This window comes from Leclercia sp. Marseille-Q4284 (assembly GCF_916618945.1).
Taxonomy (GTDB): Bacteria; Pseudomonadota; Gammaproteobacteria; order Enterobacterales; family Enterobacteriaceae; genus Enterobacter; species Enterobacter tamurae.
In genome coordinates, this window is record NZ_CAKAKG010000001.1 from 2755307 (window position 1) to 2767472 (window position 12166).

Below are 12166 nucleotides of genomic sequence, written 5' to 3' on the forward strand. Positions count from 1 at the left end.
CCAAATTGGCGAAGGATCACCTTTTTCGCCTGAATTTCATACTAACGACCCAGTTGCTGCCCGCGAACTACATCCACACCATGAATGTGACACGCATCACTTCAAACCGGGGCACAGACTCAGTATTATCAGACAGTGTTAAACCCTCGCTACCGGATGGCGAGGGTTTTCTTTTGGCATCTCTTCTGCGGCTGTCGCAGCATTAACGACATGGAGTAAATAATGTCCAGACCCACAATTATCATTAACGAACTCGATGCTGAGCGTATTGACCGCCTGCTGGAACAACCGGCCTTTGCCTCGCTGCCCGTCGCCGCTGCCCTGAATGACGAACTGGATCGCGCGCAGATGTGCGCCCCGCAGGACATGCCCGCTGACGTGGTGACCATGAACAGCCAGGTGAAATTTCGCGATCTGGCTACCGGCGAAGTACGTACCCGCACGCTGGTCTATCCGGCGAACATGACCGACAGCAGCACGCAGCTGTCAGTGCTGGCTCCGGTGGGCGCCGCGTTAATCGGCCTGCGTATCGGCGATACCATTCACTGGGAACTACCAGGCGGTATCGCCACGCATCTGGAGGTGCTGGAACTTATCTGGCAGCCTGAAGCCGCGGGCGAGTACCTGCGCTGATCCCATCTGAACAAGCGTTAACCCGCTTTGCCCAGAGGATGCCAGGGCATCCTCTTTCCGCTTCCTCCGCTATCAGATAACGCCGCCCGGCACAGGGTTGACCAGCCCGGTTACCCGCTCTTTTGCCACTTCCGCGCTTTGCGCTCCGGGTACCAGAATGATTTTCCGGCAATCTTCCTGACGTTTCTCAAAGATCTCGTAGCCGCGGGCCGCCTCTTCAAACGGCATATAGTGGGTCACGATCTCCTCCGGCGTCAGCAGCCCTTGCTCGATCAACGGCAACAACTCCCCAAGCCAGGCGTGAACGTTGGTCTGCCCCATCTTAAAGGTGAGTCCTTTGTCGAAGGCGTCGCCAAACAGGAAACCGTGGATAAAGCCGGCATAGACGCCCGGCACGCTGACAATCCCCCCGCGCCGTACCGCCGCAATACACTGCCGCAGGGCTTTACCGCTACTGCCCTCAAGTTTGAGGTTGGTCAGCACCGTTTCCGTGGTGCTCCCTTTCGCCTCAAAGCCGACCGCATCAATTACTGCGTCCACCCCGCGCTGGCCTTTGGTCTGCTCGATGATTTTTTCTGCGGCGTCGTCGTCGCGGTCAAAGTTGATCGGGATCGCGCCGTAACGCATCTCGGCGAAACGCAGCCGGTAGTCGTGGTGATCGACAATAAAAATCTGCTCAGCCCCGAGGTAGCGGGCACAGGCAATGGTCAGGAGTCCCACCGGCCCGGCACCAAACACCGCGACGCTGCTGCCCTTAGTAATCTGGGCATTTTTGACGGCCTGCCAGGCGGTGGGCAGGATGTCCGAGAGGAACAGCGCTTTATCATCTGACAGCAGCGGCGGGACTTTGAAAGGCCCGACGTTGCCTTTTGGCACGCGGACGTACTCCGCCTGGCCGCCGGGCACGCCGCCGTAGAGGTGGCTGTAACCAAAGAGCGCAGCCGGAGGTGGGATCTGTTTTTTGTTCAGCGCCGCGCCATGCCCGTCGTTGGTTGTTTCACAGGCGGCGTACTGCTGCATGCGACAGAAAAAACAGTCGCCGCAGGCGATGACAAAGGGGATCACCACCCGATCGCCCTTAACGAGATTTTTCACCTCCCGCCCGGTCTCCACCACTTCGCCCATAAACTCATGACCGAAGATATCGCCATGTTCAACCTTAGGTATCTTCCCGCGATAGAGATGCAAATCAGAACCGCAGATCGCGGTTGCAGTGATGCGCAGAATGATATCGTCAGCTTGCTCAATGACCGGATCGGGTACTGTTTCAACCTTAACGCTGTGTGGTCCGTGATACGTCAATGCTTTCATTCGACCTCCGGATTCAGAGAAAAAATGCGGGTTTACCTTAAAAGGGTAGCCATCAGCGGGGATATACCGGGAAATTGCACGGCTTTGGGATTATTCCTGGCTGCAAAGCGATACGGCAAAACGCTCACCATCGGGGCGATATTAAAAAGTGTCAGCGAGCTATCAGAATCTGAATATATTTTGTGTTTGAATGGATTAAGCGTAAATAAACAGGGAGAAACGGTTATGTACCAGACGATTATTATGCCGGTGGATGTTTTTGAGATGGAATTGAGCGACAAGGCGATCCGCCACGCTGAATTCCTGGCGCAGCAGGATGGCATTATTCACTTACTGCATGTTTTACCGGGCTCTTCCAGCTTTGGTTTGCATCGCTTTGCCGCCGATATGCGCCGCTTTGAGGAGCATATCCAGAACGAGGCACAAACCCGGCTGAAGACCATGGTCAGCCATTTCAGCATCGATCCGTCGCGGATCAGGACCCATGTCAGCTTTGGAAATGTGCGCGACGTGGTCAACGAGATGGCCAGCGAGCTGAAAGCGGATATCGTGGTGATCGGGTCGCGTAACCCGTCGATTTCCACCCATCTGCTGGGCTCGAATGCCTCCAGCGTGATCCGCCACGCTTACGTTCCGGTGCTGGTGGTGAGATAAAAAAAAGAGGCTACCGTCAGGTAGCCTCTTTACGTTGCAGGTGTTGTCTTACGTTTTTATGCTTTGGTACGAATCAGATGATCAAAGGCGCTCAGGGACGCTTTCGCCCCTTCGCCGGTGGCGATGATAATCTGTTTGTACGGTACGGTGGTGCAGTCGCCCGCCGCAAATACGCCCTTCACGCTGGTTTCACATTTGGCATCAATGATGATCTCGCCCATGCGGTTACGCTCAATCGCGCCTTCCAGCCAGGTGGTGTTTGGCAACAGACCAATCTGTACGAAGATCCCCGCCAGCGGCACGCTGTGCACATCGCCGCTCACGCGGTCACGGTACTCAAGACCGGTCACTTTGCTGCCATCGCCTTTCACTTCGGTAGTTTGCGCGTTCAGGATGATATCGACGTTTTTCAGGCTGCGTACTTTATCCTGCAGGACCTGATCGGCCTTCATCTCTGGTGCGAACTCCAGCAGCGTGACGTGCTCAACGATACCCGCCAGGTCGATAGCTGCTTCAACACCGGAGTTACCGCCGCCGATCACCGCCACGCGCTTGCCTTTAAACAGCGGGCCGTCGCAGTGCGGGCAGTAGGTCACCCCTTTGGTGCGATACTGGTCTTCGCCAGGCACGTTCATGTTGCGCCATTTGGCACCGGTGGCAATGATGATGCTGCGTGCTTTCAGCACCGCGCCGGATGCGGTTTCAATCTCATGGAAGCCGCCTTCCTGCGCCGCAGGCACCAGTTTGCTGGCGCTCTGGCTGTCAATCACATCCACTTCATAGTCATTGACGTGCGCTTTCAGGGCGCCAGCCAGTTTCTGACCTTCGGTTTTCGGCACGGAGATATAGTTTTCGATATCCACGGTATCCAGCACCTGGCCGCCAAAACGTTCGCCCATCAGACCGGTACGAATGCCTTTACGCGCGGAGTACACCGCAGCCGCAGCACCCGCCGGGCCGGAGCCGACGATCAGTACATCGTAGGCGTCGCGCTTGTTCAGCTCTTCCGCTGCGCGTTTTTCCGCGCCGGTATCTACTTTGGCGACGATTTCCGTCAGCGTCATACGACCCTGACCAAACTCTTTCCCGTTCACAAATACCGCCGGAACGCCCATCACGTTGCGATCGGTGATTTCGTTCTGGAACACGCCGCCATCAATCGCGGTGTGTTTGATGCGCGGGTTCAGCACCGCCATCAGGTTCAGGGCCTGCACCACGTCCGGGCAGTTGTGGCATGAGAGCGAGTAGTAAGTTTCAAACTCAAAATCACCGTCGAGGTCGCGGATCTGCTCCAGCAGCGCCTGGGCCTCTTTCGACGGATGACCACCGGTCCACAGCAGCGCCAGGACCAGAGAGGTAAATTCGTGTCCCAGCGGGGAACCGGCAAAGCGCGGGCCCTGGGTAGAGCCTGGGTTGGTGATCAGGAAGGACGGCTTGCGCACCGGCAGGCTGTTATCTTCTTTAAAGGTCACTTTCGCAGACAGTTCGGCAATTTCAGCCAGCAGTTCCTTGATTTCTGCCGATTTAGCGCTGTCATCCAGCGTGGCAATCAGCTCAACAGGCCTGGTCAGTTTCTCAAGGTAGGCCTTGAGCTGGGTTTTCATGTTGGTGTCGAGCATTATTCATCTCCTGCTTAAAAAACATCATCATGCAAGCGGCCTTATCCGGGCTGCCTGAATGCAACTTGCATCATGGTGTTGGAATGAAATGGGCGCAGATGCGCCCATTGATTGCCCGTGCAAGCGCAGCGCTGCCGGGCTTTTCAGACTTAGATTTTGCCAACCAGGTCCAGGGATGGAGCCAGAGTCGCGTCGCCTTCTTTCCATTTCGCCGGGCACACTTCGCCTGGGTGAGAAGCAACATACTGAGCCGCTTTGATTTTGCGCAGCAGGTCGGATGCGTCACGGCCAATACCTTCAGCGGTAACTTCGATGGCCTGGATGATGCCCTGCGGGTCAACGATAAAGGTGCCGCGGTCGGCCAGACCTTCATCTTCACGCATGTTTTCAAAGTTACGGGTCAGGGCGCCAGTCGGGTCACCGATCATCGCGTATTTGATTTTAGCGATGGTTTCAGAGCTGCTGTGCCACGCTTTGTGGGTGAAGTGGGTGTCGGTAGAGACAGAGTAAACGTCTACGCCCAGCTTCTGCAGTTCGTCGTAGTGATCTGCAACGTCACCCAGTTCGGTCGGGCAGACGAAAGTAAAGTCAGCCGGGTAGAAGAAGAACACGCTCCAGCGGCCTTCGGTATCTTTCTCGGTGATCTCTACGAAGTCGCCGTTTTTGAACGCCTGGTTTTTGAAAGGTTTGATTTTGGTATTAATTAAAGACATCTGTACTTCCTCCGTGTTTTCGTTGAGAGCTAAGGTAACCAACTTTGCCGTTTCGGGCTAATGCGTTTGCCGTATCAAATCAATCAGCAATACCTAACAACCCGTGCAGAGGCCACAAAGTAAAAAGGCCGCCTGACGGCGGCCCTGATACCTGAGCTACCCGAAGGTAACATCAGTGCCAGTCGAAGCTGGCGATGCGTTGCGCTCTACATTACCTTTAGCAAGGTCGTAACAGCGAAGGGATTACACCATCCTGCCAACGAAAGGGCAATTGGCTAACGGGGTGAAAATCCCTATGACTGTGATAGGTTTTACCGAACCTTCGCTTTAATAAATAGATAACAAACATGAATTATGCCCGGATATGGATACACCCGATAACAGCCTACCAGACAGGATGATGGCCACGTTAGTACAGGAGTGAAGGCGTAAATTCAACATGGGCTCCCGACTTTTGTGGATAAAATTATTTAAACAATAGCGTCGCTTTTATTTTATTAATCTGTAGCCATGATATATTAAGCTGGAATTTAAAATTAGTTAAGTTATCCAATCAAATGGATGGAGAATGGCTAACTAACTTCTATAGTTATCGTGTATAAGATTACGGTAACAGCACAGCTAATCAGGACGAATCATGGCTAATCTCTACGATCTAAAAAAATTTGATTTAAATCTGCTGGTCATATTTGAATGTATCTATCAGCACCTGAGTATCAGCAAGGCCGCTGAGACCCTGTTTATTACCCCTTCAGCCGTAAGCCAGTCGCTGCAGCGTTTACGCAACCAGTTGAACGACCCGCTGTTTATCCGCTCCGGTAAAGGCATCACCCCCACCACCGTGGGCGCCAACCTGCATAAGCACCTTGAAGAGAACCTGAATCAGCTTGAGCAGACGATTAACATCATGCATGGCTCGTCGCTGGAGAAGAATATCATCATCTACGCCCCACAGGTGCTGACGCCAGATCGCCTGTTCATGCCAATGAAGATGCTGATACGGGAACACAATTACGAGATCGAATATCATGATCTACTGCTCTCCAAGGATACGGCGGAAGATTTGCTGGCCTATCGTAAAGCCGATCTCATCTTTTCATTTTTCCCTATTAATAACCGCTCGATTATCTGTACCCATTTTTTGACCTTGCCCATTTCCATCGTTTGTCGACAGGATCATCCGCGCATCGGTGACAGTGCCACAATGGAGCAGTTGAAGGCAGAGAAATTCACCTATTTCATCGCTAATGAGCCCGGCATCAGTCACTTCCGCACCGAGACAGAAAAGCACTTACCTGACAGAAAAATCGGTTTTCGCAGCGACTCCTTTTTCTCGCTTATCAATATGATCAGCTCTTCTAATTTGCTGGGTTATGTTCCAGATCTAGCCTATCAACAGTATCGTGACACCTTGAAACTGAAAAAGGTGAGTACGCCCTTTGAATTGCCTCCAGTGAACATTTATATGATGTATAACCGTGCGGCATTAACCAGCAAAATATTCTCCAGCTTTATTGAAAAGATCAGCACGGAAGGGTTTGAATATGACTGATGCTAAAAATTATATTTCCGATTTATTTTTAGCATCAACAAAATACACCGGAGTTATTTTATTATTCCGGTGTATTTAATATAACAGGCTAACGGTTCAGAGCGTTACCAGCCGTTCCGCCGCCGCCAGTAATGTCGCTTCCTGCTTGGCAAAGCAGAGTCGAATCAGCCTGTGCGGGAACGGATCGGCGCAGAAGACCGATAATGGGATCGCCGCCACCCCCACCTCTTTGGTTAACCACTGGCAAAAACTGACGTCATCCAGATCGGAGATGGCGCTGTAGTCTGCCAGCAGGAAATAGGTCCCTTCGCAGGGTAAAATCTCCAGCCGGCTTGCGCTCAGAGCGTCGATAAACCGATCCCGGCGGGCGCGATAGAAGTCCGGCAGTTCCCGGTAATGTTCCGGCTGGTGACGTAGCATATCGGCAATCGCCAGCTGTGCCGGGGTGTTGACCGCAAAGGTCAGGAACTGATGCACCTTGCGCAGCTCGGCGCTGATGGCCGCCGGGGCCACACAGTACCCCACCTTCCAGCCGGTCATGTGGAAGGTTTTCCCGAACGACGAGACAGCAATCGCCCGCTCCCGCAGCTGCGGATGGGCCAGCACGCTGAAATGCCCTGCGTCGGCAAAGCAGATGTGCTCATACACTTCATCGCTCAGGACATAAATTTCACGCTCGGCAATGGCCTGCCAGAGGGCGGCGAAATCCGCCTGCTGCCACACCGTCGCCGACGGGTTATGCGGCGTGTTGAGGATCACCAGCCGGGTTTTATCGCTCAGCAGCGCCGCGAAGGCCTGCCAGTCCGGACGGAAGTGCGGCGGCTGGAGCGCCACGCGCTTGACCACGCCGCCAGATAATTCAATCGCCGGGGCATAGCTGTCGTAGCTCGGGTCAAAGCAGATCACCTCATCGCCGGTACGCACCAGGGCGGTGATCGCCGCGTACAGGGCTTCGGTGGCCCCGGCGGTCACGGTGATCTCCGCATTCGCATCGGGTTGATAGCCGTACAGCTCGGCGGTTTTATCGGCGATCGCCTCACGCAGCGGCTGCGCTCCGGTCATCGGCGCATACTGGTTGGCACCGTTCGCCACATGGTAAGCCAGCCGTTGTTGCAGATAGTCCGGGCCATCGAAATCGGGAAAACCCTGCGACAGGTTGATCGCCTTGTGCTGCTGCGCCAGAGCGCTCATCTGGGTAAAGATGGTGGTGCCGAGACCGGGAAGTTTACTCTCTGGAATCAATGGGTTATTACGCATGTCGACGGGCCTGTATGTAATACATATGTTGCTGCCACTATAACACGATGTTAGTATTTGGCAATCAAGACGCTTAGACGTCTAAACCATAATGATATTCCTGCCGAAGAGGTAAGAAGGATGACAGACAACCTGCAACTCACATCCCTGGTCGAAGCCTGCCACTGGATCGGCGCAAAGGGCTGGGCTCCGGCCACCGGCGGCAACATGTCCGTGCGGCAGGATGATACCTGGTGCTGGCTCAGCGAATCCGGTAAAGATAAAGGCAGCCTGACCCCCGATGACTTCCTGCAGGTTGAGATTGCCACCAACCGCGCCCCCTCCGGGCGAAAACCCTCGGCGGAAACCGGGCTGCATACCCTGGTCTATCGCCTCTACCCGGAAGCCAACGCGGTGCTGCATGTCCATACGGTGAATGCCACGGTGCTGTCACGGCTGGTTAAAGAGCCTGAGCTGCATCTCAGCGGCTTTGAGATGCAGAAATCCCTCCGCGGCCAGACCAGCCATCTCGATACCCTGCCTATTGCCGTGTTCGATAACGACCAGGACATCGACGCCCTGGCCGCCCGAATCGCTCACTACGCTCAGGAGCGCCCGCTGAATTATGGTTTTCTTCTGCGCGGTCATGGCTTAACCTGCTGGGGACGTGATGTGGCAGAAGCCCGGCGTCACCTTGAAGGCCTCGAATTCCTGTTCGAGTGCGAGATGCGTTTACGACAACTGGAGAGAGTATGATTCGCGCGATTGTGACGGATATTGAAGGCACCACCAGCGATATTCGTTTTGTCCATAATGTCCTGTTCCCCTATGCGCGCGAGCGGCTGGCGGCCTTTGTCAGCGCCCAGCAGTATGCCGAACCGGTCAACACCATTCTGGATAATCTGCGCGAAGAGATTGCTCAGCCGCAGGCCAGCACCAGCGACCTGATCGCTACCCTGTTCACCTTTATGGACGAAGATCGCAAATCGACGGCGCTGAAAGCGCTGCAGGGGATCATCTGGCAGGATGGCTACGTCAACGGCGACTTCACCGGCCACCTCTACCCGGACGTGCTGCCTGCACTGGAAAAATGGAAGTCGCAGGGCATTGATCTCTATGTTTATTCCTCCGGCTCCGTGGCAGCGCAAAAACTGTTATTTGGCTACAGCGACGAAGGTGATATTACTCATCTGTTCAGCGGCTATTTTGATACCCATATCGGTGCCAAGCGTGACGTCCAGTCTTACCAGAATATTGCGGCACAGATTGGCGCAGCCCCTTCGCAGATCCTGTTCCTGTCGGATATTCATCAGGAGCTGGACGCCGCAGAACAGGCGGGTTTCCGCACCCTGCAGCTGATTCGCGGGGATGAGGACGGCGCCAGCCATCATCATCAGGTGCACCAGTTCGACGACATCAATCCGGAGCAGATCCCTTCATGAGCGCATTGACCATTTTTTCCGATAAAGAAGCCAGTGAGCCGCAGTGGCACAGCACCGACCCTGAGGCGATCCAGCAGCAGCTGAATGCCCGTGGCGTCCGCTTTGAGCGCTGGGAAGCCGACCGGGATTTAGGCCACGATCCGGCTCCCGACGCCGTGATTAATGCCTATCAGCATGCCATCGACAGGCTGGTGGCAGAGAAAGGCTACCAGAGCTGGGACGTGATCAGCCTGCGGGCGGATAACCCGCAAAAAGAGGCCCTGCGCGCGAAGTTTCTAAATGAACACACCCATGGCGAAGATGAAGTGCGTTTCTTTGTCGAAGGTGCCGGGCTGTTCTGCCTGCACATTGATGACCAGGTCTGTCAGGTGCTGTGCGAGAAAAACGACCTGATTTCAGTCCCCGCCGGCACGCCGCACTGGTTTGATATGGGTTCCGAGCCGAACTTTACCGCCATTCGTATTTTCGATAACCCCGAAGGCTGGGTGGCGCAGTTTACCGGCGACGCGATTGCGGATAGCTATCCAAGATTGCCTTGAGGCTTTTCCCCTCACCCTAACCCTCTCCCCATAGGGGAGAGGGAACTGCACGGAGCCATCTTTTCTCCCTCGCCCCTATGGGGAGAGGGCCGGGGTGAGGGGCTCAGACCGCACTATTATCAAAAATCCCGCGCTCTACATCCTCCGGTAACACCACCCCACTATCCAGTACCCAGCCGCTAATAAGCGCCGCGGGCGTGACGTCGAATGCCGGGTTATAGACCTGCGCATCGTCCGGTGCCCACTGCACCGCGCCGAAGCTCCCTGCCACGCCGGTCACTTCCCGGGCATCGCGCTGCTCAATCGGGATCGCCTCCCCGTTCGGACACGCTGGATCGAGGGTGGTTTGCGGGGCCGCCACGTAAAATGGAATGCCGTGGAATTTCGCCAGCACCGCCAGAGAATAGGTGCCGATTTTGTTCGCCACGTCGCCATTGGCGGCAATCCTGTCTGCCCCGACCCATACCGCATCCACCTGCCCTTTCGCCATCAGGCTGGCGGCCATCGAATCGGTGATAAGTTGATACGGCACGCCCAGCTCGCCCAGCTCCCAGGCGGTTAATCTGCCGCCCTGCAACAGCGGACGGGTTTCATCCACCCAGACGTTACTGACGTTGCCCTGCTGATGCGCGAGGGCTATCACCCCCAGCGCGGTGCCGACGCCCGCCGTCGCCAGCCCGCCGGTGTTGCAGTGGGTCAGCAGGCGACTGCCCGGCTTCACAAGCTGACTTCCCGCCTGCGCAATGGCATCGCAGAGCCGCTTGTCTTCATCAATCAGACGCAGCGCCTCCGCCACCAGCGCCGGGACAAAATCCTCCTGCCACAACGCCTGCTTCATGCGGTCGAGATTGTTCATCAGATTCACCGCCGTCGGACGCGAGGCGCGCAACGTTTCCAGCGCGGTTGCCAGTTGGTCCCGGCTGTAACCGTTCTCCGCCAGCAGCGCCAGCAGCAGGCTGGCAGAGAGACCAATCAGCGGCGCACCGCGCACGCGCAGGGCGTGAATATGCCCCACCAGCGCCTCTACCGTCGAGGCATCCAGCCAGCGTTTCTCCTGCGGAAGGGCCTGTTGATCGAGAATAAATAACTGATTGTCCGCCACTCGCAGGCTGGTCGTCTGTAATCTCTGCATGTCGTTAATTCTCTGTTGCGTTGTTGTAGCACATTGTGTCAGGATAAAATTCAGATGTATAGACGTCTAAATGTCTTTATTACCGGAACAGATGAGGAACTGGCAATGTCGCAATACCGTACCTTTACCGCTCAGGACGCCGTGGCTTATGCCCAACAGTTTGGCGGCCTCGAAGACCCCTCGTCACTGGTGGAGGCGCAGGAGGTAGGCGACGGCAACCTCAATCTGGTGTTTAAAATTTTCGACCACGCAGGCGTGAGCCGCATCGTGGTTAAGCAGGCCCTGCCCTACGTGCGCTGCGTGGGTGAATCCTGGCCGCTGACGCTGGATCGCGCCCGTCTCGAAGCGCAAACCCTGGTGGAACACTATCAGCACAGCCCGCAGCACACGGTGAAAATCCATCACTTCGACCCGGATCTGGCGGTGATGGTGATGGAAGATCTCTCCAGCCATAAGATCTGGCGCGGCGAGCTGATCAACAATGTGTTTTATCCCCAGGCGGCACGCCAGCTGGGGGAATACCTGGCTCATACCCTGTTCCACACCAGCGATTTTTACCTCCATCCGCATGCCAAAAAAGCGCAGGTAGCGCAGTTCATCAACCCGGAGATGTGTGAGATCACCGAGGATCTGTTCTTCAACGATCCGTACCAGATCCACGAGCGCAATAACTACCCGGCGGCGCTGGAAAACGACGTCGCCGCTCTGCGCAACGACCATCAGCTGAAGATTGCCGTCGCTTCCCTGAAGCACCGCTTCTTCTCCCAGGCCGAAGCATTGCTGCACGGCGACATCCATAGCGGCTCAATTTTTGTCGCCGACGGCAGCCTGAAAGCCATTGACGCGGAGTTCGGTTATTTCGGCCCGATCGGGTTTGATATTGGCACGGCGATCGGTAACCTGCTGCTGAACTTCTGCGGTTTACCGGGCCACCTTGGCATTCGCGATGCGGCAGCCGCACGCGAGCAACGCCTGATCGATATTCAGCAGCTGTGGACCACCTTCTCGGAACGTTTCCAGGCGCTGGCTACGGAGAAATCCCGCGATGCAGCACTGTGCGTGCCGGGCTATGCCAGCGAGTTTCTGAAAAAGGTATGGCATGACGCGATTGGCTTCTGCGGCACCGAACTGATCCGCCGCAGCGTGGGTCTGTCCCACGTGGCGGATATCGACACCATCCGCGATGATGAGATGCGCCACGAGTGCCTGCGCCATGCCATCACCCTCGGCAGGGCCTTGATTGTGATTGCGGATCGGATCGACAGCGTGGATGAGCTGGTGGCAAGGGTGCGTCAGTATAGTTGAGTGCGGCCTGTTGCCCTCACCCCAACCCTC

The 12166-nt window shown here is 55.7% G+C and carries 12 protein-coding genes; 7 read left to right on the top strand and 5 right to left on the bottom strand.

All coding sequences use genetic code 11. The features are described 5' to 3' along the window. Positions 1-222: 222 nt before the first annotated feature. Positions 223-633, top strand: coding sequence for a nucleoside diphosphate kinase regulator (gene rnk, locus LG383_RS13060; RefSeq protein ID WP_106992312.1), 411 nt, complete (start codon positions 223-225; stop codon positions 631-633). Positions 634-705: 72 nt separating this feature from the next. On the opposite strand, the gene LG383_RS13065 is transcribed toward rnk, so the two are convergent. Beyond that, positions 706-1944: a zinc-dependent alcohol dehydrogenase gene (locus tag LG383_RS13065; protein ID WP_225759305.1), complete on the bottom strand. Its 1239-nt coding sequence runs from the start codon at positions 1942-1944 to the stop codon at positions 706-708. Positions 1945-2169: 225 nt separating this feature from the next. On the opposite strand from LG383_RS13065, the gene uspG reads away from it, so the two are divergent. After that, entirely contained in the window at positions 2170-2598 is a 429-nt protein-coding gene (uspG, locus tag LG383_RS13070; RefSeq protein ID WP_106992310.1) for a universal stress protein UspG, read from the top strand. A 56-nt stretch (positions 2599-2654) separates the two neighbouring features. On the opposite strand, the gene ahpF is transcribed toward uspG, so the two are convergent. Together ahpF and ahpC are read right to left on the bottom strand one after the other, a co-directional pair. After that, positions 2655-4217, bottom strand: a complete 1563-nt coding sequence (gene ahpF, locus LG383_RS13075; RefSeq protein WP_106992309.1) for an alkyl hydroperoxide reductase subunit F — start codon at positions 4215-4217, stop codon at positions 2655-2657. Between the two features lie 149 nt (positions 4218-4366). Then, the gene (gene ahpC, locus LG383_RS13080; RefSeq protein WP_106992308.1) at positions 4367-4930 is read right to left on the bottom strand and encodes an alkyl hydroperoxide reductase subunit C; all 564 of its coding nucleotides are present in this window, start codon (positions 4928-4930) and stop codon (positions 4367-4369) included. 637 nt (positions 4931-5567) lie between these two features. Here ahpC and LG383_RS13085 point away from each other — a divergent pair. Continuing rightward, on the top strand, positions 5568-6482 hold the full coding sequence (locus LG383_RS13085; protein ID WP_225759306.1) for a LysR family transcriptional regulator: 915 nt from the start codon (positions 5568-5570) through the stop codon (positions 6480-6482). Positions 6483-6578: 96 nt separating this feature from the next. On the opposite strand, the gene LG383_RS13090 is transcribed toward LG383_RS13085, so the two are convergent. Further along, the gene (locus LG383_RS13090) at positions 6579-7739 is read right to left on the bottom strand and encodes a pyridoxal phosphate-dependent aminotransferase (RefSeq protein ID WP_225759307.1); all 1161 of its coding nucleotides are present in this window, start codon (positions 7737-7739) and stop codon (positions 6579-6581) included. 120 nt (positions 7740-7859) lie between these two features. On the opposite strand from LG383_RS13090, the gene LG383_RS13095 reads away from it, so the two are divergent. From LG383_RS13095 to LG383_RS13105, 3 genes are read left to right on the top strand one after another with little or no spacing between them, the layout of a single operon-like run. Beyond that, positions 7860-8474, top strand: coding sequence for a methylthioribulose 1-phosphate dehydratase (locus LG383_RS13095; protein WP_225759308.1), 615 nt, complete (start codon positions 7860-7862; stop codon positions 8472-8474). After that, positions 8471-9160, top strand: a complete 690-nt coding sequence (mtnC, locus tag LG383_RS13100) for an acireductone synthase (protein ID WP_225759309.1) — start codon at positions 8471-8473, stop codon at positions 9158-9160. The genes LG383_RS13095 and mtnC overlap by 4 nt, the downstream gene beginning before the upstream one ends. Then, the gene (locus LG383_RS13105; RefSeq protein ID WP_106992303.1) at positions 9157-9699 is read left to right on the top strand and encodes an acireductone dioxygenase; all 543 of its coding nucleotides are present in this window, start codon (positions 9157-9159) and stop codon (positions 9697-9699) included. Before mtnC ends, LG383_RS13105 begins: the two co-directional genes overlap by 4 nt. Before the next feature lie 103 nt (positions 9700-9802). Here the strand turns inward: LG383_RS13105 and mtnA are convergent, their stop codons facing one another. Next, complete coding sequence (gene mtnA / locus LG383_RS13110) at positions 9803-10831, bottom strand: S-methyl-5-thioribose-1-phosphate isomerase (RefSeq protein WP_225759310.1); 1029 nt, start codon at positions 10829-10831, stop codon at positions 9803-9805. 105 nt (positions 10832-10936) lie between these two features. Here mtnA and mtnK point away from each other — a divergent pair, with 105 nt between their 5' ends. After that, positions 10937-12136, top strand: a complete 1200-nt coding sequence (gene mtnK / locus LG383_RS13115; RefSeq protein ID WP_225759536.1) for an S-methyl-5-thioribose kinase — start codon at positions 10937-10939, stop codon at positions 12134-12136. Positions 12137-12166: the final 30 nt, after the last annotated feature.